Consider the following 23974-nt stretch of genomic DNA (forward strand, 5'->3'; position numbering starts at 1 on the left):
TAGATAATTATCTAAATTAAGCTAAAATAATTTAGCATTATTAAAGAGCAGACAATAAGACAGATAGGAGGGTTTGTGCTGTGTAGCATGTTTTTTAAATACTCGTAAATATTATTTTTGCAATTAAGTTTAGCTTAATTTCTTAATTCGTAATTAAAAATGAAAAGAATTAGCATTGGCGATATTGCAGAACAACTAGGGGTTTCTACTACCTTGGTTTCATTTGTTTTGAACGGTAAAGCAAAGGAGAATAGAGTAAGTGACGAAATGGCTAAAAAGGTATTGAAGCTTGCTGACGAGTTAAATTATAAACCAAATTATTTTGCCAAAAACCTAAGAAAAGGCAAAACCAATACTATCGGTTTGATCGTAGGAGATATCTCAAATCCATTTTTTGCAAAGATTGCGCGATTCGTGGAAGATGATGTTGCGAAAGCCGGTTATCAACTAATTGTTGGTAGTTCAGATGAAAATGCAGAAAAAACAAGAAAGATAATTCGCCTTTTCGTTCAAAAAAATATTGATGGTTTAATAATTGCCCCAGGATCTGATAGTTCAGAAAGTATTCTATGGCTTAAAAAACAAAACATTCCATTTGTTTTGATTGATAGGTACTTTAAAAGAATTAAAACAAATTATGTCGGAGTTGAAAATAGTGCAGGAGCGAAGCTTGCGGTGAAATATCTCGTTGATAAAGAATATGAAAAGATTGCAATGATCGCTTATGAAAATGGCACAAGTAATATTAAAGAAAGAATTGAAGGATTCAAAATTGCCCTTCGAGAAAATGGTTTGAAATTGCACCGAAACTTTATTCAATTTGTTTCTTACGAAGATCCTGCAAACCACATAAAGGAGGTAATTCAGTTTTTGCTCAATAGAAGAAATGTTCCAAGAGCCATAATCTTTGCAACAAACAGTTTAGGTTTGCTGGGAGTGCAAGAGTTAATTGCAAATGGAGTACGAATCCCTCAAGATATATCTGTTGTTAGTTTTGATGATGATTTCGCTTTTCGGATGTCTTATCCTCCAATAACGGTTGTAGAACAGCCTCTACAGGAGATTGCTTCAGAAGCCGTTTCAATTCTGATGGAAAATATGGACAAACAAGATAGTTATGAGATTAGGCATGTTGAAAAATCAGTTCATCTAATTTCCAGAACTTCATAGTTCTAAGGGTATTTTAAGTTGGTATGAAAGGGATAGATTCAAATACAGACCGGCTACTAATTAGTGGTTTAAAACATGGAAATCATACATGTTTTGAGAAACTTTATGAATTGTATGCTACGCAGTTGTTTAATTTTTCATATAAACTTTTAAAATCAAAAGATGCTGCTGAAGATATAGTACAAGAAACGTTTGTTAAAATCTGGCATAAAAGATCAGATATAAAAATAAAAGGTTCATTCAGGTCACTACTAATAACAATAGCTTTAAATGATATTCGCGCATCATTTAATAAAATCGCCAAAGAAAATGGTCTTAAAAATGATCTTCTTTATCATCTAAGTGCTAATTCAGAGAAATATTCGGCAGAAGATGATTATGAAAGGCTTCTGACAATTCTTGAGAATATCGTTTCAAGCTTACCGGAAAAAAGAAGAATAATTTTCACCAAAAAGAAATTGGAAGGGAAAAAGGCCCGGGATATAGCAGCGGAGCTAAATGTCTCGGAAAAAACAGTTGAATACCATGTCACTCAAGCAATGAAATTTCTAAAATCAGAATTTAAAGTTCAGGGAATTTCAGGTGCCATTCTTCTTTTCATATTAACTAAATTTCATAATCGTCAGTCTTTATAAGTTGTTGATAGATAGTATTATGTATTTTTTTTTAAGAATGATTCTGAAAAAAAATATAAAAATACTTTAGGGATTCTATTCAATCTGTGATGTACTATAAAAGGACAGGAATAGTCTTACGCATAGATTTAGTTTGGTTAGACAAGGAGGGAAGAGATCAATTATCTTCTCTCCTTTAAAAAGTTTAGAATGACAAGGCTTCAAAAAAATAAAATACTTACGAAATATTTTAATGGAGGATACTCATTGTCCGATTATCTTCAATTGAAAAGTTGGTTTGAAAATGATTCTGATTTTTCAGAGCTTGGGGAAATTATCGCAGAAAAATGGGAAAAAGAAGAACCTTCCGAATCAGAGAATTTAAGTGACGAAGTTTTTGGTATTGTACGAAGTGCTATTGGGTGCGATGAAAAGAAGGAGAAGAATCATAGAAGTATAAGTAATTTGTTTTTTAAGGTGGCAGCAGCCTTAGTTATTGGTTTACTTGGCGGGTACTTTATTTCGTATCTAATGCCGGATAAATATGAACCTGTAATTATTACAGCTCGCGCTCCTAAAGGCTCACTTTCGGAAACAGTTCTTCCTGATGGAACACTAATTATTTTAAATGCAGGTTCTGAACTCCAATATACTGTTGGAGAAAATAATCAGGTTAATGAAGTAAGTTTGATTGGTGAAGCTTGGTTTGATGTATATAAAAATCCACAGAGAAAGTTCATCGTAAAAACACCGTTTTATCATGTTAATGTGTTGGGAACCCAATTTAATGTGAAAGCGTATCGTGAGGACAAGTTCTTGGAAACTACACTTGTGGAAGGACAGGTCGAGATAACTTCAAGCGCGCGAATAAAACTGGCTGCTCCGCTTAACCTTAAACCTGGAGAGCAGTTTGCATTTCAAAAAGAAACAAAGAGTGGTATAATTCGACAGGTAAATACAAAGATTTTTACTTCCTGGAAAGACAATAAACTGATTTTTATAAACATGGATTTACAAGAACTTTTTGTTCTTCTTGAAAGAAAGTTTGGAGTTGAAATAGAAGTAATAAGTCCAGAAATTCTTGACTTCCATTATACCGGAAGCATTAAGAATGAATCGTTTATTGAAATATTGGATCTTATATCACTAACACTACCTATTGAATACGAGATCATTGGACAACAAATAAAAATATCACGAACTAAATAAATGAATAGTGCTTATGGAGGAAAACTAAATCGAGTCTAGTAAAAAGCCGGTAATGCTCTAACATCAACCGGCCTTCAAGTTAAATCATGGTGCTCTAACACCACAATTATTTACTAAAACATTCAAATTTATGAAAAAATTTATTTACCGGGCTATTCCTTGCTTCAGGATAGCGCGAAAATTAATGATTATTATGAAACTAACTTTGATCTTACTAATTGCCGGGATGCTACAAGTTTCCGCATCGGTATATTCTCAGTCGGTTAAATTTTCGCTTAATCTCAATAATCAAAAAGTAATAGAAGTATTAAAAGAGATTGAAGAAAACAGCGAATTCCGTTTCTTTTACCAGAACGAACAAATTGATTTGGACCGAATAGTTACGGTTAAAACTAAAGAGGCTAATATTGAGCAGATTTTATCCGAAGTATTTGAGGATACTAATGTGAACTATTCCATTAAAGAAGAAAAACTTGTACTACTGACAACAGAGAATATTAAAGCTTTAGATAATCCCGGGGAACAAAAGCAAGTAACTGGGAAAGTAACTGATGAAAGCGGAGATCCACTTCCAGGAGTTACTATTCGCGTAAAAGGTACAACTAACGGTACAGTCTCAAATGTAGATGGGGAGTACAGTCTTTCAAATATTGGCCCAGAAAGCACTCTTGTATTTTCCTTTGTAGGGATGCTTTCGCAAGAGGCGGTTGTTGGCAATTTGTCGAATATAGATATAGTCATGCAAGTCGACGCTATCGGAATTGAGGAAGTTGTCGCTATTGGTTACGGAACCAAGTCAAGGGCTTCATTATCGGGTGCTGTCGATGTTGTTACAGCCAAAGAATTAGAGTCACGCCCAGCAACGAATGCTTTAGCCTCAATACAGGGGGTTTTACCCGGTGTAACAATTACCAGAGGTGGAGGACAGCCAGGTAATGAGGGTTATAGTATCAACATCAGGGGGCTTTCTTCTGTTAATGGAGGAAATTCTCCATTAATTTTGGTTGATGGCAATCCTACAGAAGACTTCAATACTCTTAATCCAAATGATATTGAGTCGATGTCTGTTTTAAAAGATGCATCAGCAGCTATCTATGGGTCGAGAGCAGCAGGAGGCGTTATTCTTATAACCACCAAGTCGGGTAAAAAAGGAGAACCTAAAATAAGGTTTACGGCTAACCGTGCATTTTCAAAACCTTTAAATAAGGTGCAATATCCAGGTATGTTGGCGTTTGCCGAAATGAGACGAGAAGCAGAAGAGAATAATGGTGTAGCACCATTTTGGAACGACGAACGTATTCAGAAAATCAAAGATGGAGCTGCTCCAGAACGTTTTGAAGGATCTCCAGAATTTCAGTTTTACGAAAGTACAGATTGGGTTGATGAATTTTATGGAACCGGTTCGCAGCAGGATTATAATTTAAGTGTAACCGGAGGGGGAGATAAGTCTGATTATTATTTCTCTTTGGGATACAATGATAATGACGGTCTTGTAGAGCAAGCTCCGGATCAAGCTCAACGTTATAATCTTAGAATGAATTATGCCTATCAGTTATTGGATAATTTACGTCTTGAGACCAGAATGAGCTATGATAGATTAGAAACTACTGAATTGTATTGGCTTGGCCGTGCTATTAACGCCGTTCGATTAAATCCTATTTTCTTCCCGGTGAGAACCGAAAGTGGTGAACATTATTTTTCTCAGTGGGGATATTCTAATCCGGTAGCGATGGCACGCGAAGGTGCCCCTTTGGAGAAATGGACAAACAGAATTTCACCGAATTTTAAAATTGATTGGGACATTGTTGATAATTTAAAATTCATTGGTCAAGCGAGTCTTACCTTTGATAGCTTCGACTCGAGAAAGGTAACAACCCCAGTTCCTTATTATTTCTGGGATGATAAATTTGCCTACTATGAATATGCGACAGATCCTAGTAGTGCTGAATATGTATTTGGAAAAACAAATCAACGTAACTATTTAGCCCAGCTCCAGTATGATAATACTTTTAATGAAAATCATAATGTGAGTATTATGGCTGGCTTTACTCATGAAGAGTATGACAATGACTGGTTTAGTGCTTACAGAGATGATTTTATTTCAGACGAGCTTTTCACCTTAAATCTGGGTGATACAGAAAATATGAGTAATAATGGAGGTGGATCCCATTGGGCATTGGAATCATTCATTTCACGTATTGGATATATTTATAAAGACAAATATATTTTTGAAGGTAACTTAAGATATGATGGTTCATCGCGTTTTGCATCAGATCAACGCTGGGCTTTGTTCACCAGTGCTCAGGTAGCATGGCGTTTGTCTGAGGAGGAATTTATTAAATCATTAGGAATATTTGACAACTTAAAGTTACGTGCTTCTTATGGAGAACTGGGAAATCAATCCGGCATTGGTCTGTACGACTATGTTCAGAATATCAATATTGGTGGTCAGTATCCATTTGGTGACTCGCAGAAAGCTCAAGCGGCTACTTTAGCTGGCATGGTTTCTACCTCCAGAACATGGGAAACATTAATCAGCCGAAATATCGGTGTTGATATGACATTGCTAGACAGTCGTTTAGATATGAGTTTTGATTACTACAAAAAGACCAATAAAAATATGTTATTGGGTGTAACAGTACCTTCAGTATTAGGTGCAGCACCTCCACAAGCCAACAATGGAGAGTTAGATTCTTGGGGGTGGGAACTTCGCCTGGGATGGAACGATAGAGTTGGCGAGTTCAAATATGGAGCCCAAATAGTATTGAGTAATAATGACAATAAAGTAACGAATCTTGGAGGATACGACAATTATGGTCCAGGACAAAATGGCTTTAGGGAAGGATATCGTGCAAATCTTTATTACGGATATGTATTTGATGGAATTATCCAGGATGAAGCAACTTTAACAGAATATAAAAAATTGGATGGTGTGCCCGGAAATATTGGTATTGGAGATGCCATGTTCAAAGATGTTGATGGCAATGGACGTATTGATGCCTATAGCGATGAACGCGAGAATGGAGATTTAGAGATACTGGGAACAACTGATCCTCAATACCTTTTTGGTATTAATTTAAATGCTGAATGGAAAGGATTTGATTTAAAAGCATTCTTTCAGGGTGTTGGGAAACGTACAGTTTACAGAGATGGGGAAGCGCGTATTCCATTCGCACAGCCATGGTATCATGCACCAAGCGTGTTTTATAATAATACCTGGGCAGAAGATCGCACTGATGCAAAATATCCTAAACTGTCTGATAGCAATATTCGATGGTGGAACTACGACCATTCATCAAACAATCAGGAGAATGGTGCATACATCCGTTTGAAAAATATTCAGTTAGGATATAATCTTCCAGAAACACTACTGGTTAAGACCGGTTTTATTGAAAAGGTAAGAATTTACGCCAGTGGCAACGATCTATGGGATTATCATAATTTGCCTGGTGGTTACGATCCGGAGGATAATTCATGGGGTAGTAATTATCCATTCGCAAAATCTATGTCGTTTGGTATTGATGTAACATTTTAAATTTTAAAGAGATGAAGACAAAAAATATATTACCATTAGTATTTTTACTAATTCTACTTGGTTCATGTGCCAAGGATCTGGATTTATTTCCAAAAGATCAGGTTTCTGATGGTTCTTTCTGGAAAACGTCAAGAGACTTTGAATTAGCAGCCAATGCATTTTATGGAGGACTGCCAGGTTTTGCTTATCCACGTGACACGGAATCAGAATCGACATTTGGTCAGGGGCCAAATGAAGTAAGTAATGGAACTTATTTACCGCCTGATGAATCGGGCCGCTGGAATAATGCGTATTCAGCACTAAGAGGTATAAATTATTTGCTGCAGCAAAGTGAGAATTATGAAAATTCTGACGAAATTAAACGCTGGGTCGGAGAAGCTTACTTTTTCAGGGCATGGCAATACTTCGGTTTGTTGCAACAATTCGGGGGTGTTCCTATTGTAACCACTGTTTTAGATTTGGATAGCGAAGAACTAAATGCTCCCAGAGATTCACGTGAAGCTGTTGCTGATATTATTATTGCTGATCTTCAAAAAGCAATTGAACGTTTGCCAAATCAAAGTGCTATCCCGGCCAACGAACTGGGAAAGGTTTCAAAAGAAGCAGCTCAGGCATTTTTAAGTCGTGTTGCACTTTTTGAAGGAACACACGCTAAATTTCATGGAGGAACAAAAGCAAGCGAACGTTTAACAATCGCAGTACAGGCTGCCAAAGCCGTAATAGATGGAGGACAATTTAGCTTATTTACTGATTTTGGAACAGATGAAAGCTATCGCAGATTATTCATCGAAGATGGTGAAGATTGTAGTGAAGTTATTCTTTCAAGAAGATATGTGAAAGATATTAATGGCACTCATAATGCCACCCGTTGGTTGGAACAGAACATCATGAACCCAACCCGGAGTTTGGTAGACGATTATTTATGTGTTGATGGACTTCCCATCAGCCAGTCAGAACTTTTTCAGGGATATGCTACAATGGCTTCTGAATTTGAAGACAGGGATCCACGTTTGATGCAAACCATATTAAAACCGGGAGTTAACTATATTGGCACAAATGCTGTTGAGATGGTGTATGAAAAACCCAGAATGGAAGGAGCATTAACACGTACCGGTTATACTGATTATAAATTTTTGGGCGAACTTGAAAAATCTTGGGCTGGCCGATGTGAATATGATAATATTGTTATCAGATATGGTGAAGTGTTGTTAAACTATGCCGAAGCTAAATTTGAATTGGACGGTTCTATTTCTGACTCTGATTTAGATTTATCGATTAACAAACTACGCGACCGAGTTGGCATGCCTCACTTAACCAATGCATTTGTTACTACCAATGGCTTAGACATGCAAACAGAGCTTCGTCGAGAACGAAAAATTGAATTGGCTTGCGAAGGATTCCGCTATCAAGACCTGATGCGTTGGAAAACTGCTGAGACAGAGATGCCCAAAGCAGTTAGGGGTATTAAATTTGTTGGTACAGAGTATGAAACTGTGTTTCCTGAGTTAACTCCGGGAGTGCATTTTAATGTAGATGCTGATGGTTTTATTGTTGCAGAACCTGCATCAGCAAGAACATTTGATGCATCAAAACATTATTTAAGGCCATTACCGAAAAAACAAATAAAATTAAATCCAAACTTGGAGCAAAATCCAGGATGGAATTAGACAAGTATCAATTGGTTTAAATTAAAGATTTGTGTTGTTATAAGCCCCGCGATGTTTTGCGGGGCTTATTTCAAAGTAAAGATTTGATTTAAGGATGACCTCATAAATCGGTTAGGCTATAAAAAGCGTATTAAAATTTTCCTGAAATTAGAATCCATTAGATGTTACAAAATCAGATAAAAACAGTACAATCCATAACGGCTCTTTTAATTTTATAATCCCCAAACAATTAAAGGATGTATAATTGAAAATAAATACCCTTTAGATATGCGATCAATTGAACTATCCTCTATACGATTAACCAACAGTAGTATATGTATAAAGTTGCTTGTTAAAATAGGCAGGTGAAAGAAAAACGGAGAATTGAAAAACATGATGATTCAGGAAGGTTAAAGAAGAGACTAATTCAAGGAAGAAACAGGGTTAAAAACCAAATGGGAGCCCAACCAAAACTTTATCAAAAGTAAGAGTAAAAGAGGACTTATTAAATGATATTACAAGTGGACGTTATATTGTGGGTGAAAAAGCAAATTCAAAAGTTGAACAAATAGTAATTTATTAAAAACTAGAGACATGGTAAAGAGATTAATGATATTAATTGTACTAATAAATACTTGTTATTTATTAAATGCGCAAGAGGTAAAAAGAGAGTGGGATACCGGAGCTGCAAATGAGGAGAATTCCAAAATATGGGAGAAGATTGATGCCCGTCCGGTTCCCGCATGGTTTGGCGATGCAAAATTTGGTATTTTTATTCACTGGGGGCCGTACTCAGTGCCAGCATGGTCACCGGCAGGAACATACACGGAATGGTATCAGCGTTGGTGGTATTCTAACAGTATTTTCGGAAATAATAATCCTCAGGCAAATGCCATACCTGATTTTCAAGAGAAAACTTATGGAGAAGAATCGAGCTATTATGATTTTGCAAAAATGTTTAAGGCCGAACTCTATAATCCTGTTGAATGGGCCGAATTATTTAAACGTTCAGGTGCAAAATATGTAATCCTCACATCAAAACACCATGATGGATTTACTCTTTGGCCAAATAAAGAAGCTCAAAATGCCCGTTTTTTCCCTTGGAATGCTGCCGAAATAGGTCCAAAACAAGATCTGATTGAGCCATATATGGAAGCTATGCGCGATGCAGGATTAAAAGCCGGCTTATATTATAGTTTGTATGAATGGTATCATCCATGGTATCAAGAGCGTAGTGAGAAATTTATTACACATCATTATCACCCACAGTTCAAAGACCTGGTAAACCGTTATGCGCCTGACCTTATTTATGCTGATGGTGAATGGAACGACGAAGATAGCTACTGGCATAGTGGGGAATTGCTTACATGGTTATTCAACGAATCTCCATGTAATGATGATTTGGTAATTAACGACCGTTGGTTTAAAGGAAGTCGTTTCAATCATGGCGGTTATTATACAACGGAATATGATGCTCATGCTGTTGAGGGCGAAAGACCCTGGGAAGAAATAAGGGGGATGGGACTTTCATTTGGTTATAACCGTGATGAAGATATTGAAGATTATAATTCTCCAAAAGCTTTAATATTGATGCTATGCGATATTGTGGCAAACGGTGGTAATCTGTGTTTAAATGTTGGCCCATCTGCCGATGGAAAGATTCCAGTTATAATGCAAGAACGTTTGCTTCAAATGGGAGCGTGGCTTAACGTAAATGGTGAAGCGATTTACGGAACCCAAAAGTGGAAAAAGCCATTCCAGTGGTCTAATGGTAGCCGTGAATATAACTTCAAAGAAGGAAAGGCTTATATCGAAGGAGATTATATCTTGAAGCAAACCGTAGACCCGATTCCAGGCAAAGCTGTTAAAGAAGTTTTCTTTACAACAAAAGAAAATGCGGTCTATGCGATTCTTCCTAAATGGCCAGGCAAATCAGTAGTTATAAGAGATATCAATCCTAAAAAAGGTTCGAAAATAAAATTGCTCGGTGTAAACAGCGAACTATCATGGACAAAGAGTGGGAATGGAGTTCTTGTGGAATTACCTGATTATGATCCGGCATGGGAGTTATCAGATTATGCATATACTTTAAAAATAGAGGTGCGATGAGAAACTTTTAAGGATATATTTTGCAGGTGGCTTTTATTCTGTTGATTGAATATTGTTCAAAATCCACTGTTTAGCTAGGAAGTTGATGAGCTGCACTAAAAGGTATATTCTGAAGGTAACAATATGAACTATGGGTAACTTTAATTAGGATGTTTAGAGGAGACCAAACAAAGTTGCACACTCGGAAAAAGCTTGATTATTAGGAGAAGCCATGGCTTCTCCTAATACTTCTTGAGCTTATTATAGTGCAGAGAAGCTCAGATAACTATCATTGGCAATATTGAAATGAAAATGACATTCTTTTCTTAGTTAGTATGAACTATTTATTTCAAAATGACTATTGAGGAAAAAATATTACTTAATGAAATAAAGAAAAAAAATAAAGAAGTTTTTGAGCTTCTGTTCGATCAATATTACCCTGTTCTGGTTAAATTTGCTGAAGGATATCTCCACGATTTAGATGCTTGCGAAGATTTGGTTCAAACTTTTTTTATATCATTTTGGACTGGTTCCCAAAATATGAATATCACCACTTCAATTAAGTCCTATTTTTTTAAGTCGGTTAAAAATTTGTGCTTAAATCAAATTCGTGATTTAAAGGTTCGCGATAAACATGAAATTCAATATGTTGAATCTTTAATAAATATTGAACCGGATGAGAAACTAATTGATCCTGACATATTATCCTTTATTAATGAAGCCGTAGAATCCCTTCCAATACAAATGTCAGAAATATTCCGACAAAAATATTTTCAGGGGAAACAGGTAAAAGAAATTGCTTCTAATATGGGTATTAGTGATGGGACTGTTAAAACTCAGCTATTTAGAGCTAGAGCAATTCTTCGAGATAAACTTTTCGATTTAACAAATATTAATTTTATTTTATAATTCTAATCCTTTCTTGTCAACCTCTTTTAAATGCTCGTGTCATAAGCTGAAAACAGTTTATGGTTTATGACGGAATATTTTGACATCAGTATTATTTGGAAAAAGGTTCATAAGATAACTAGCACTGCTGAAGAAGAAGAATTAACGAAATGGGTGAATGAGAACACCGCGAGGAAAGAATATTTTCAAAAAAAGACCAACTTTTTTCAGTATGGCTCTTCAATAAAACCTGAGAATATTGATGTTACTAAAGCAAAAAGAAAAGTTTCGTTTCGAATATTTGTAATTCCCAAATTAAGAACTTTTTCTAAAGTTGCAGCTGTATTTGTTGGAATAGTTGCTGTTACTTTTTTCTCTCAATTTTATCATAATATTGAATCTAGTACAGTTGTTGAGGAGATTAAACCTGGAACAGCCAAAGCAACACTGATCCTTTCAGATGGTTCGAGTCATAATTTGGAAAAACCAAAAAATAAACAATTAGAAGACCAAGGTTCGGTAATTGTAAATAAAGGGAAAGAGATAAATTACAAAGACAGTTCAGCGAAGAATAAATTACAGCTTAAGAAGCTAAGAACACGTTATAATTCCCTTATTATCCCACGTGGAGGTGAATTCGTTCTTACCCTTTCTGATGGAACAAAAGTTTGGTTAAATTCTGAATCTACCCTTACTTACCCCTTGTTATTTAATAATAATGAAAGAAGAGTTAAACTCATTGGCGAAGCCTATTTCGAGGTAACTCATAATCCTGATAGTCCTTTTAGGATTGAAGTTAATAGTCAAGTTGTTGAAGTTTTGGGAACATCTTTTAATGTAAATGCTTACCCCGATAAAAATGCTACTTATACAACACTAGTTGAAGGTTCCGTAAAGGTTAATATTAACGAAACCGAAGAAAGTATTTTGCTGAATCCTGGATTTCAATGCCAGGTTAATAAAACGGACAATCAATCAGCTATTATTCAAGTAAATGTTAGAGAAGTGATCGCATGGAAAGATGGTAGTTACATCTTTGAAAATGAGTCATTGGAAGAAATAATGTCAATTCTATCCAGATGGTATGACTTCTCATTCTCTTTTGAAAATCAACAGGTATGCCAACTTAATTTCAACGGAAAACTAAAACGGACTGAAAAGTTCGAAGATATATTAACCATAATAGAAAATACCAATGAAGTAAAATTTAAAGTAGAAGAAAAGCAAGTGTTTATTTATTAAAAGCAAGCGACAGGTACTCGTAATACCCATCGCTTAAAGTGTTTAAAAATCACGTTTCTAAACTCAAATCTAAATTATGAAAAAAAAATGGAATGTCTTGCCATTTTGGCGAGGTAGTGATCTATTGTTGCATTTGAAATTTTTAACTTTTTTTCTTTTTGTGTTTGTAATTCAAACGAATGCTAGTGTCTATTCGCAGAATGCAAAACTTTCGCTAAAAGTGAAAGATACAAGCATGGAAGATGTACTCAAGCTCTTTGAGGAGCAAAGCGATTTCTCCTTTATATATCGCTCCGATCTGTTTCAGAATGAAGAGAAAATCGATCTTAACGTAAAGAATATCCGCATAGAAGATTTTCTTAAAGATTATGTTGTACCTAATGGATATACATATGAGGTAGTAAACCAGACTGTTATAATAAAAGAGGAAACCAAACCGGATAAACCCAATGAAACAAAAAGTGAAAAACAAGACGACAAAAAGGTTACCGGAAAAGTAAGTGATAACGATGGTGCTCCATTACCTGGTGTAACCATTACTGTTCTGGGGGAGACAAGAGGGGTTATTACTGATATCGATGGGAAGTTCGAAATTTCCAATATTGAACCAACCGATAAATTGGTTTTTTCGTTTATTGGAATGGCCGATCAGATTATTGAAGTGAATAATCGAACAAATGTAAATGTTATTCTTCAGCAGAAAACCGAAGAATTGGAAGACGTGACTGTTGTAGCCTTTGGAAAGCAAAAGAAAGAGAGTGTTTTAGCTTCTATAACTACAGTTAAACCATCTGAATTAAAAGTACCTTCGAGCAATCTGACAACGGCACTAGCGGGGCGTATGTCAGGTATTATCTCATATCAACGAAGTGGAGAGCCAGGAGCTGATAATGCTGAGTTCTTTATTCGAGGAGTTACTACATTTGGTTATAAAAAAGACCCATTAATTTTAATTGATGGAGTAGAGCTCTCATCTAGCGATTTAGCTAGAATGCAACCCGACGATATTGCTAGTTTTAGTATCATGAAAGATGCAACAGCTACTGCATTATATGGTGCTCGAGGTGCAAATGGTGTAATTTTGGTAACTACCAAAGAAGGGAAAGAAGGAAAAGCAAATGTGTCAATCCGATTTGAGAATTCATTTAGTTCACCAACTCAGGATATTAAGTTTGCAGATCCTGTAACCTATATGAGGTTGCATAATGAAGCAATAAAAACCCGCGATCCGTTAGGAATATTGTTATACTCTAAATCGAAAATTGATAACACTGAGAAAGGTGAAAATCCATTAATATATCCTGCGAATGATTGGCATGATATGTTGTTCAAAGATCAGACTGTTAATCAACGCTTAAATTTTAATGTGAGTGGAGGTGGTAAAGTGGCCCGTTACTATTTAGCAGGTACTGCAAGCCAGGATAATGGTGTTTTGAAAGTAGATGATCGTAATAATTTTAATAGTAACATTGACCTGAAGCGTTATTTGTTACGATCTAATATAAACATTGATATTACCAAAACAACTGAAGCTGTAGTAAGATTACATGCTACTTTTGATGATTATACGGGACCTATCGACGGTGGTACTGCCCTATACAACAAAGTAATGCGTTCTAATCCTGCGTTGTTTCCAGCCTATTATCCATTAGATGAGAATACTAAATATACACAGCATATCATGTTTGGTAATCATGGCTCAGGTAATTATATCAATCCATATGCAGAGATGGTTAAAGGTTATAGAGATGAAACAACATCAATGATGCTGGCTCAATTTGAACTTAAGCAGGATCTTAACTTTATAACTGAAGGATTAAGTGCCCGTTTTTTAAGTAGTGTTAACCGGTATTCAAATTTTAATGTAAGTCGTTTTTATAATCCTTTCTACTATCAGGCAGGAGGCTATAATCGATTAGAAGAAACTTACACTTTGAATTTGTTAAATGAAACAGAAGGTACTGAATACTTAAATTATAATGAAGGTAGTAAAAATATTACAAGTAATAGTTATTTTGAAGCAGCTACTGATTATAACCGGACTTTTAATAAACACGGAGTCAGTGCTCTGTTAGTTTTTACCCGAAGAGAACAGCAAATTGCTAACGCTGGAGATCTGCAAAGATCCTTACCTTATCGGAATATTGGTCTTTCAGGTCGTTTTACTTATTCATATGATTCAAGGTATTATACTGAGTTTAATTTTGGTTACAATGGTTCCGAACGTTTTGCTGAAAATGAACGTTTTGGATTCTTCCCATCAGCCGGTATTGGCTGGAATATATCAAATGAAATTTTTTGGAGTGGATTGAAGAAAACTATTTCGCAGCTGAAATTCAAAGCTACTTATGGTTTGGTTGGTAATGATGCTATTGGTAGTGCAAATGATCGCTTCTTTTATTTGTCAAGTGTAAACTTATCAAATGGCGGTCGAGGCATGTATTTTGGTCGTAATTGGGGCGAATTTCAAAGTGGAGTTTCGATAGGGCGTTATGCTAATGATCAAATTACTTGGGAAATAGCAAAAAAAGGTAATGTCGGTATTGAACTTGAGTTGTTTGAGAAATTAATGATTAATGCCGATTGGTTTAAAGAGGAAAGATCCAATATGCTTATGAGCAGGGCAAGTATTCCGGCCACAATGGGATTGCAATCATCAGTTAGGGCAAATGTTGGTATTGGCGAAAGCGAAGGATTTGATATGTCTTTGGATTATAACCATTCCTTTAATAACGATCTTTGGTTGACGGCCCGTGCCAATTTCACTTATTCTACAAATAAATGGACTCAGTATGAGGAACCGGATTATGCTTCTGTTGGCTTAAGTTATTTATCTGCAATTGGTCATAATTTTAATCAACAGTGGGGATTAGTGGCTGAACGTCTATTTGTAGATGAAGACGAAATATACAATAGCCCTGTACAAAATTTCGGGGAATACAAGGCTGGAGATATAAAATATTATGATGTTAATAATGATGGGCAGGTTAATGATCTGGATAAAGTACCTATTGGATATCCAACTATACCTGAAATCGTTTATGGGTTTGGTGTATCAACTGGATACAACGGATTTGATTTATCTGTGTTTTTTCAGGGATCTGCCAGATCATCATTTTGGATAGATCCCCAAAATACAGCTCCTTTTGTTGATGTTGATGGAGATGGAGGCATCATCTCAAACAATGCTTTATTGCAAGTATGGGCAGACAATTATTGGTCTGAAGAGCAACGAAATATTACAGCCTCATGGCCTCGATTATCAACAACAGTGATTCAAAACAATACACAACGTAGCACTTGGTTTATGAGGGATGGTTCATTCTTAAGGCTTAAATCTGCTGAGTTTGGTTATACTCTTCCTAAATCATTGACGAAGAGAGCAAATATCGAACAATTAAGATTGTATGTGAGTGGAACCAACCTGTTGACATTTAGTAAATTTAAATTATGGGATCCAGAAATGGCTGGGAATGGTTTAGGTTATCCAGTGCAGCGAGTGGTTAATTTGGGGATTCAACTTTCATTCTAAAACTAATATAATGAAAAAGATTGTTATAATATTATGTATGGCTTTAGGTACAATGTCATGCCAAAATTATCTTGATATCGTACCTGATAACATCGCAACCATTGATTTGGCTTTTAATAATCGTTTAGGGGCAAAGTCATTCTTGTATACGTGTTACAATTATTTACCTGATGATGGAGACATAACATCAAATCCAGCCTTGATTGGAGGAGATGAAATGTGGTTGCACCCCAAAGGACCTGACTTATCGTCGTTTTTTGGAAGCACCTGGTTGTTCGATTTAGCAAACGGAGAGCAAAATGCGAATAATCCAATTGCTGATTTCTGGACTGGAGATAAACAGGGGAAGAATTTATTTATTGCCATTAGAGATTGTAATATCTTCCTAGATAATATTCAGAGAGTTCCTGATATTGATGATTGGGAAAAAAAGCGTTGGATAGCTGAAGTAAAGTTTTTAAAAGCTTATTATCATTATTATTTGCTCAGAATGTATGGGCCCACTCCAATTATTGATGACAATTTACCCATCTCAGCTTCTCCTGACGACGTTAAAGTTGAAAGGCAGCCAGTTTCAAAAGTAGTATCTTATATTGTTGACTTACTTGATGAAGCTGTTATTGACTTACCTTTAAAAATAGAAAACGAAACTGTTGAATTAGGGCGAATTAATCAGGTAATTGCATATTCCATTAAAGCAAAAGTACTTGTTTTAGATGCAAGTCCAATATTCAACCGATCTGGCGTTTTTGATGATCTTTTATCAAGTGATGGTCAAAAACTAATTGATAAAACAGAAGATGATAAGAAATGGGTTATTGCGAAAGAGGCGGTTGAAATGGCTATTGAAAAAAGCCATGAGGCAGGTATTCATCTTTATACTTATAAAGATAGTAAGGTAATAACTGACAGTACCCGCTATAAAATGAATATTCGAGGCTCATTTAGTGAAAGGTGGAATTCTGAAGTCATTTGGGGATTGACTTTTACCTCAACAGATCATATGCAGCGCCTTGCTCAGCCTCGTTTCAATTCAGCTCATATCAGTACTCATCAGGTACGTAATATGTTATCGCCTACTATGCGAATGGCTGAACTATATTATACTGGTAATGGCGTGCCAATTAATGAAGATGTTAGCTGGAATTTTGATGAGAGATTCAAGACGCATGTGGCGGGTGAAGAAGATCGCTACTATATTAAAAGAGGATATGAAACTGCTAACTTAAATTTTGATCGCGAACCTCGTTTTTATGGCAGCTTAGGCTTTGATGGCTGTATTTGGTATGGGAATGGTAAATACGATGATAATGCTTCATACCATTTGGAAATGAAAGCAAGGCAATTTGCAGGAGTAATGTCTTCAGAGAAATACAATATTACTGGTTATTTACCAAAGAAGTATGTCAATTATGAAAATACCATTGATGGTAGTGGAAATTACTCAATTGAAAGATATCCATTTCCAGTTATCAGATTGGCAGACTTATACTTGTTATATGCAGAAACCGCAAATGAGAGTGGTGCTGAAAAAGTAGAGGTGTTTAAATATCTTGATCTAATAAGAGATAGGGCAGGTCTGAGTGGTGTTGTAGAATCATGGTCTGCATATTCTAATAATCCTACGAAACCAGATTCAAAAGAAGGTAGGCGTAGTATCATTAAACAGGAACGTATGATCGAATTGGCCTTTGAGGGGCAGCGTTTTTGGGATTTGCGTCGATGGTTGGATGCTTCTGATGTTATGAATGAGCCAATTAGGGGATGGAATATTCGCGAAGCTTCAACGAGTGATTATTATAAGGTAATAACACTTTATGATATGAAATTCAATAGAAAAGACTACTTCTGGCCTATTCAGACAAGCGAAATATTAATTAACAATAAGCTGGTGCAAAACCCAGGATGGAAATAAGCAATTGGTAAAAGAAAATATTTATATGAAAAGAATAATTTTTTTATGCATTACCATCATGTTAATGATTAGTGCATGTGAAGAAGACAAGATAGCTTTACACGAGTCGGGTGATTCAATACCTCCGCAAAATGTAAGTGAAGTCAATATTGAGCCATTGGCAGGTGGTGCCAAAATAACTTTTTCTTTACCAAAGGAAGAGGATCTGTTAATGGTTAAAGTTATCTATGAGATTGCTCCCGGGCGAAATCGGGAAGCTAGTTGTTCTTTGTATAGTAATGAATTAGTTTTAAGTGGATTTGGGGATATAAGTGAAAAAAGATTCGAAATTTTCACGATTGACCGAAGTGGAAATGAATCTGAACGTAATTATTTTACTTTTATGCCACTTACTCCACCTGTACAAACAATCTTCTCAACATTAAAAATTCAATCCGATTTCGGAGGTGTTCATATTAATTGGGAGAACGCAGGGAATGAGGAGATTGCAATAATAACACTGGTCCAGGATACTTTTGGCGATTTTAATGAGGAAGATGTATTATATACAATGGTGACTGAAGGAGATTATGCCGTAAGGGGGTTTAAAGCTGAAGAAAAAACATTTGGGTTTGTTATACGTGACCGATGGGATAATTTTTCTGATACTTTATTTGCTAATCTTACACCTTGGTTTGAGGAGGAGTTGGAACGGAGTAAATTCCGTCAAATGGGATTACCCGGTGGGGCTAATTTATCAAATTGGGGGGGGAATTTTTCTCAAATGATAGATGGCGTAACAACGGTTGATGGCAATTATGGCCATACATCAGGCAACCCGTCATTACCTGTAGTTTTCTCAATTGATTTAAAAGTTAAGGCTAAATTAAGTCGTTTCATTCATTGGCAGAGATGGGCGTGGTATTACAGGCATCATAATCCAAAAAAATGGGAACTATGGGGTTCAAATGATCCAAATCCTGACGGAAGTGATGATGGTTGGTTTAAGTTGGGAGAATATGAGTCATTTAAGCCTTCTGGATTGCCTATTGGGAAACTGTCGAATGAAGATATTGATTATGCCAGCACAGGAGAAGAAAGTGTTATTCCTCTCGATGCTCCTGCTGTACGCTATATTCGATATAAGATGACTGAGAGTTGGGCTGGAGGTACTGATTTTATGGTTGGTGAAATAACAGCTTATGGTCAGATAGAGGAAGAATATTAATGGAGATTAATCAAGAATTATGAAAGATAATAAAATATTACATATAGCAATTTTGTTCGCATTGATATTTGGATTCAGCCAATGTAGTGACATGAATGAATTGCATGAACAATACTTGCAAGGCGAGCGTATTTATATTGGCCGTCCTGATTCTGTAGTAATAGGTTCTGGCAATAACAAGGTAAAAATAAATTGGTGGTTAAACGCTGATCCGAATTTAGCAGAAACAGTTATTTATTGGAATCAAAAAAATGATTCGCTGGTTGTTCCAATAAATGAAGAAACAGAGATGTCAGTTTTTATCAACAACTTAGAAGAAGCAACACACATCTTCGAAGTTGTTAACAAGAATGAGAGTGGTTTGGCATCTATACCAATTGAAAGATCAGCCATTGTATATGGGGCCAAATACATAGATGGGCTTTTAAACAGGGGTATAGCTAAAATAGATGGTTTTACTGATAAAGTAGTACTTACATGGTCAACTGCTGCTGCCGAAATAATAGATACGAAGTTAGAGTATACGAATAATGAAAACCAACAAGTTTCTTTGATTGTAGCGCCAGAGACAATGGAAACTGAAATAACCGATTTTGTACCTGGAGGTGAATTTCATATTAGTACTTCATATAGGCCTGATGAAAATGCAATCGAGAATTTTTACTCCAATTCAGAGACCTATAATTTTTCTAATGATCTAATGCTTTATGGATCAAATATGTCAGATATGGATTTGCCATTTGATTTAACTGGTCAATGCTGGGGTGGCGACATCAGTAAATTATTTGATTATTCATTAGGCGGATACTATCATAACAGTTGTGGCGGGGAGTATGACGGAAAAGTTCATCATTTCACAATTGATCTGGGAGTTGAAGTTGAACTCTCAAAAATTAAGTTATATCCTCGTCAAGATTGTTGTCAGAATAGAAATTGGAAGGAATTTCAGCTTTTCGGCATTTTGAATATAGAGGAAGCTGAAACAACTGTTGTCCCCGATGATCCTAATTGGGAAACAGAGATGCTTAGCAAAGGTTGGATAAACTTGCTAAATTGCACGGACGGTAAAACGACAGATGAATCATGGAAAGGATCAGCGTCACCGTTAACCATGGAGGTTGAAGATCAAAGTCGGGTTCGTTTTATAAGGTTCAGAGTATTGAATACCTGGGATGAAAATACTGTTGAAACTGCGTTAACTGAAATTTTGTTTTATGCTAGTAAGGTATACTAATTTGAGAAAAATTGACTGCAAGTATAAAACATTACTACTTCATATAAGTCAAATCACCAGTCTTAAATAACCGTTACAGGTCTACACGAGACACTATCCCATAAAGCACTATTTCATAAATTGTGTTGATAAAAATACTGGGAGTTATTTCCCGGTATTTTTTATTTGATTTTAAAATATTTCACGGACATTTAGAAATGTTTATTATAAATTTAGTTGTATTAGAAAAAAAGGGCCGGTCTTAAATCGTTAATCCATAAGAATGTCTTAATGTCTTTAATTTCAGTGGAATAAATTGATAGTATGGTTGTGTTCGCAGATTTTAATTGCAAGTATATACGTAAAGTTGAGGAAAAATCTCGAAAAAAAATGAACAAAAAAGACCAGATCAATACCAAATAAATTTGCAAAAACTGATTAAGCGACTTCATGTTGACCACTTGCCCCAAAGGTGATTACTCAGGCGAAACGTCAGTGTATCTAGGTGGAGTTTGGTCTGTGTATTAGCTAGCCTTAATATAAATTTTTAGATTCTCGCGGCACTTATAGTTATAAAAGCTTAAGCTATTTGGCTTGATTGTCGACTAAAAGAAGGATATCAATACGCTTGGGAAACTTCGGGTTTAATGGAAATCCATATGGCGATTATAAGTCGGTATTTTATGTTGGAATTGATATAAGTCACTTATTACGTAGAAGATATGTTTTTGGATTGGGAGGAATAATGCAGTTGACATAGTAAAATCGAGATGCAATTTCAAGCCAATATAATACTACCCTAGAAATGCTTGCTACGATGAATTGTGTAACCAGAGTAGAGGAATGCAATCAAAAACGCATTCTTGTATGTATGTAAATGTGGACGAGGATAAAACCTTCCACCCAAACGCATGGTATGCCTCTGGTGTAGATATAAGAGCTGTTTTTTACCTAAAACTTCGAAAAGGATGAGATTGGAAATATTTGTAATGGATTTTGGTTGGAAAATAAATGGAAAAAACTTTAGGGAAATTGGACATTAACCAATGTATAATGTAGAAAGAAGCAAAAAATAAAATCCATTTTCTGGTATTTGAAAGATATAAAGAAAGTAGAGTATTGGCTCAGAGAAGATTGAGATTATGAAGAGGATATCTGTTATAGTGTTATTATTGATCATTGGTAGTTCAGTTTGGTCAATTAGACCCCAAAATCTTAAATACATCGGAATGCCTGTTGGAGGAATATGTACAGGTCAGGTTTATTTGGGTGGAGACGGACAACTCTGGTACTGGGATGTTTTCAATATTGCAGCAATTGATCCGGGAGGTCCTGGAGACAGATACTACTTAAATCCCCTGACTCAAGAAAAAAAGTTTGAGCAAGGGTTTGGGCTTACGGTTAAAGAAGGAGATCGGGTACATGTTAGATCACTCAACAGAAACGGATTCTCAGATATCTCGTTTGAAGGACAGTACCCTATCGGAAATGTATATTTTTCAGATCCCACCGTACCTGTTTCTGCACATTTGCAGGCATTTTCCCCCTTTATTCCCGGTGATGCTGAAAATTCAGGTTTACCATTAACGGTAGTGCAGTATACACTTACTAATAATACTGCCGAAGAGGTAGAGGTTGAAATAACAGGATGGTTGCAAAACATGGCAGGCTTTCAAACCGGGAAGGGGAAAGATGATGTGCATGAGAATAAGGCCATTACTGTGGATAATAACGCCCAGCTTATTTGCACGATTAGTGATAAATACCAACATGAGATGGCTGATTGGGGGAGCATGAGTTTAACTTTGATTGATGAAGGTCAGGCCTTTGCAAGGGCAGAGCACCCAAAGGGAATAAATGTTTATAATGGAGTTTCCAATACTTCTGACGAACAAATTGCACTGGGAGAAAAACTGGTAGGAGCAGTATCGGGAAAAGCAAACTTGAAGAAAGGGGAAAGCAAGACATTTACCTATCTGCTTAGCTGGTACTTCCCCAATATCCACTTGTGGGATAAAGCCCATCGCTGGAAAAATATAGAGAATTTACGTCACTATTATTCTTCAAGATTTACCGATGCAGCTCATGTTAGCAATTATGTAGCTCAAAACAGATGGTTGCTGGAAACAACAAAAGAGTGGAATCACACCTGGTATGACTCATCACTGCCTAAATGGTTTCTTGATCGCACATTTGTAAATTTGAGTACATTGGCTACCACTGCCTGCGTGCGTTTTGATGATCTAACAGATAATCCGGAAAATGAGGGACGTTTCTATACCTATGAAGGAGTATACCAGGGGGAAGGAACCTGTACACATGTCCTTCATTACGAACAAGCTTTGGGGAGGGTATTTCCCGCTTTGGCGCGACAATTACGGGAACAAATTGATCTGGGATTATCTTATAATGATGGATTAATTAGGTACAGAGGAGAGTTTAGTAATATGGGAAGGCATGATGGACGTGGTTTTGCTATAGATGGGCATGCCGGTACTATTATGCGTATCTACCGTGAACACTTAATGGCTCCGGATGCAAAATTTTTAAATAACAACTGGAATAAGATCAAAAAGGCCATCCAGGTGATGATTGATCAGGATAAGTCAAAAACAGGAAAACCTGATGGAATTTTGGAAGGTAAACAGTACAATACACTTGATAGAACATGGTATGGGAAAATAAGCTGGATAAGTGGATTGTATGCAGCTTCGTTGAGAGCAGGTGCTGAGATGGCAAAAGAGATGGGGGATCTCAAATTTGAACGAACCTGCCGCGACATAGCTCAACTAGCCTATCAAAATATAGCTGAACAGTTATTTAATGGCGAATATTTTATTCAGTTAACAGATCCCGAGCATCCGGAAGCTCCCAATACTAACATTGGTTGTCATACTGATCAGTTACTTGGCCAATACTGGGCTGCTCAAACTGGCTTAGATCCAATAGTGCCTGAAGAACAGATTCAGATAGCATTGCAGTCGATCATGAAATACAACTTTGTAGAAAATTATGGCGCTTACCTGGATACTGCATCAATCCCCATAAAGAGGTGGTACGCCGACGACGATGAAGCAGGGGTGATTATGTGTACTTTCCCTAGAGGAGGGACAGATATTGCTCCCGGTATAATCGAAAATGAGTGGGAAAAACTGGTTATTGGTTATTTCAGTGAGATTTGGACAGGACAGGAACATCAACTTGCCGCAACCTTAATTTCCGAAGGACTCATTGATGAGGCAACAAATGTAATTCAAGCGGTAAATAGAAGGTATTCTGGCGAACGTCGTAATCCGTATAATGAAATTGAATACGGTAATCATTATACCCGTGCCATGAGTGGTTATGCGCCATTTGTGTCAGCCTCAGGTTATACATATAATGGGCCTGGAGGAATAATTGGTTTTGCTCCTAAATTAAGCACCAAAGATTTTAAGTCTGCTTTTATTTCTTCGGAAGGTTGGGGAAGTTTTACACAAAAATTTGATAGAAAAAAACAAGCCTGCGTATTAATCCAGAACTATGGAATCCTTAATGTTCAGGAGTTAAGGTTGGTTTCACTTTTGGGAAATGATATAAACAAGGTAACAGTTAATCTGGATGGTAAGGAGCTAAAATCTAAGTATACTGTATCGGGAGATAAAGTAAGAATCATGTTTGAACCCATTGAGCTAAGCGCGAAACAAGAGTTGGAAATAACAATCAATTAATAGAA

The 23974-nt window shown here is 36.2% G+C and carries 13 protein-coding genes; all 13 read left to right on the forward strand.

Translation table 11 applies throughout. From position 1 onward, the window contains the following. Positions 1–159: 159 nt before the first annotated feature. The 13 genes from LH29_RS07965 (at position 160) to LH29_RS23720 (ending at position 23969) form a co-directional block, all read left to right on the forward strand. Positions 160–1170 (forward strand): LacI family DNA-binding transcriptional regulator, encoded by a 1011-nt coding sequence (locus LH29_RS07965; protein ID WP_045027503.1) that lies wholly within the window; start codon positions 160–162, stop codon positions 1168–1170. 23 nt (positions 1171–1193) lie between these two features. Continuing rightward, complete coding sequence (locus LH29_RS07970; protein WP_045027505.1) at positions 1194–1805, forward strand: RNA polymerase sigma factor; 612 nt, start codon at positions 1194–1196, stop codon at positions 1803–1805. 189 nt (positions 1806–1994) lie between these two features. Next, complete coding sequence (locus LH29_RS07975) at positions 1995–2993, forward strand: FecR family protein (RefSeq protein ID WP_045027508.1); 999 nt, start codon at positions 1995–1997, stop codon at positions 2991–2993. A gap of 130 nt (positions 2994–3123) precedes the next feature. Continuing rightward, entirely contained in the window at positions 3124–6528 is a 3405-nt protein-coding gene (locus tag LH29_RS07980; RefSeq protein WP_082063481.1) for a TonB-dependent receptor, read from the forward strand. 11 nt (positions 6529–6539) lie between these two features. Then, the gene (locus tag LH29_RS07985) at positions 6540–8195 is read left to right on the forward strand and encodes a RagB/SusD family nutrient uptake outer membrane protein (protein WP_045027511.1); all 1656 of its coding nucleotides are present in this window, start codon (positions 6540–6542) and stop codon (positions 8193–8195) included. A 573-nt stretch (positions 8196–8768) separates the two neighbouring features. Then, on the forward strand, positions 8769–10283 hold the full coding sequence (locus LH29_RS07990) for an alpha-L-fucosidase (protein ID WP_082063482.1): 1515 nt from the start codon (positions 8769–8771) through the stop codon (positions 10281–10283). Between the two features lie 333 nt (positions 10284–10616). Continuing rightward, complete coding sequence (locus LH29_RS07995; protein ID WP_045027514.1) at positions 10617–11171, forward strand: RNA polymerase sigma-70 factor; 555 nt, start codon at positions 10617–10619, stop codon at positions 11169–11171. A 66-nt stretch (positions 11172–11237) separates the two neighbouring features. Further along, positions 11238–12392, forward strand: coding sequence for a FecR family protein (locus LH29_RS08000; RefSeq protein ID WP_045027517.1), 1155 nt, complete (start codon positions 11238–11240; stop codon positions 12390–12392). 76 nt (positions 12393–12468) lie between these two features. Further along, the gene (locus tag LH29_RS08005) at positions 12469–15924 is read left to right on the forward strand and encodes a TonB-dependent receptor (RefSeq protein ID WP_045027519.1); all 3456 of its coding nucleotides are present in this window, start codon (positions 12469–12471) and stop codon (positions 15922–15924) included. A 10-nt stretch (positions 15925–15934) separates the two neighbouring features. Next, positions 15935–17839 (forward strand): RagB/SusD family nutrient uptake outer membrane protein, encoded by a 1905-nt coding sequence (locus LH29_RS08010; protein WP_045027522.1) that lies wholly within the window; start codon positions 15935–15937, stop codon positions 17837–17839. 25 nt (positions 17840–17864) lie between these two features. Next, positions 17865–19046, forward strand: a complete 1182-nt coding sequence (locus tag LH29_RS08015; RefSeq protein ID WP_082063483.1) for a DUF5000 domain-containing lipoprotein — start codon at positions 17865–17867, stop codon at positions 19044–19046. A gap of 19 nt (positions 19047–19065) precedes the next feature. Continuing rightward, positions 19066–20280, forward strand: coding sequence for a DUF4998 domain-containing protein (locus LH29_RS08020; RefSeq protein WP_082063484.1), 1215 nt, complete (start codon positions 19066–19068; stop codon positions 20278–20280). A gap of 1208 nt (positions 20281–21488) precedes the next feature. Continuing rightward, positions 21489–23969, forward strand: a complete 2481-nt coding sequence (locus LH29_RS23720) for a GH116 family glycosyl-hydrolase (RefSeq protein ID WP_052670683.1) — start codon at positions 21489–21491, stop codon at positions 23967–23969. The last annotated feature ends 5 nt before the right edge of the window (positions 23970–23974 follow it).

Origin of the sequence: Draconibacterium sediminis, assembly GCF_000949475.1 — a bacterium.
Taxonomy (GTDB): Bacteria; Bacteroidota; Bacteroidia; order Bacteroidales; family Prolixibacteraceae; genus Draconibacterium; species Draconibacterium sediminis.

Excerpts from the sequence above, each read along its gene's own strand:
- LH29_RS07995 (WP_045027514.1), top strand. The coding sequence starts at position 10,617 with ATGACTATTGAGGAAAAAATATTACTTAATGAAATAAAGAAAAAAAAT.
- LH29_RS07975 (WP_045027508.1), top strand. The coding sequence starts at position 1,995 with ATGACAAGGCTTCAAAAAAATAAAATACTTACGAAATATTTTAATGGA.
- LH29_RS08010 (WP_045027522.1), top strand. The coding sequence starts at position 15,935 with ATGAAAAAGATTGTTATAATATTATGTATGGCTTTAGGTACAATGTCA.
- LH29_RS07965 (WP_045027503.1), top strand. The coding sequence starts at position 160 with ATGAAAAGAATTAGCATTGGCGATATTGCAGAACAACTAGGGGTTTCT.
- LH29_RS08000 (WP_045027517.1), top strand. The coding sequence starts at position 11,238 with ATGACGGAATATTTTGACATCAGTATTATTTGGAAAAAGGTTCATAAG.
- LH29_RS08015 (WP_082063483.1), top strand. The coding sequence starts at position 17,865 with ATGAAAAGAATAATTTTTTTATGCATTACCATCATGTTAATGATTAGT.
- LH29_RS08020 (WP_082063484.1), top strand. The coding sequence starts at position 19,066 with ATGAAAGATAATAAAATATTACATATAGCAATTTTGTTCGCATTGATA.
- LH29_RS07970 (WP_045027505.1), top strand. The coding sequence starts at position 1,194 with ATGAAAGGGATAGATTCAAATACAGACCGGCTACTAATTAGTGGTTTA.
- LH29_RS07980 (WP_082063481.1), top strand. The coding sequence starts at position 3,124 with ATGAAAAAATTTATTTACCGGGCTATTCCTTGCTTCAGGATAGCGCGA.
- LH29_RS07990 (WP_082063482.1), top strand. The coding sequence starts at position 8,769 with ATGGTAAAGAGATTAATGATATTAATTGTACTAATAAATACTTGTTAT.
- LH29_RS08005 (WP_045027519.1), top strand. The coding sequence starts at position 12,469 with ATGAAAAAAAAATGGAATGTCTTGCCATTTTGGCGAGGTAGTGATCTA.
- LH29_RS23720 (WP_052670683.1), top strand. The coding sequence starts at position 21,489 with ATGCCTGTTGGAGGAATATGTACAGGTCAGGTTTATTTGGGTGGAGAC.
- LH29_RS07985 (WP_045027511.1), top strand. The coding sequence starts at position 6,540 with ATGAAGACAAAAAATATATTACCATTAGTATTTTTACTAATTCTACTT.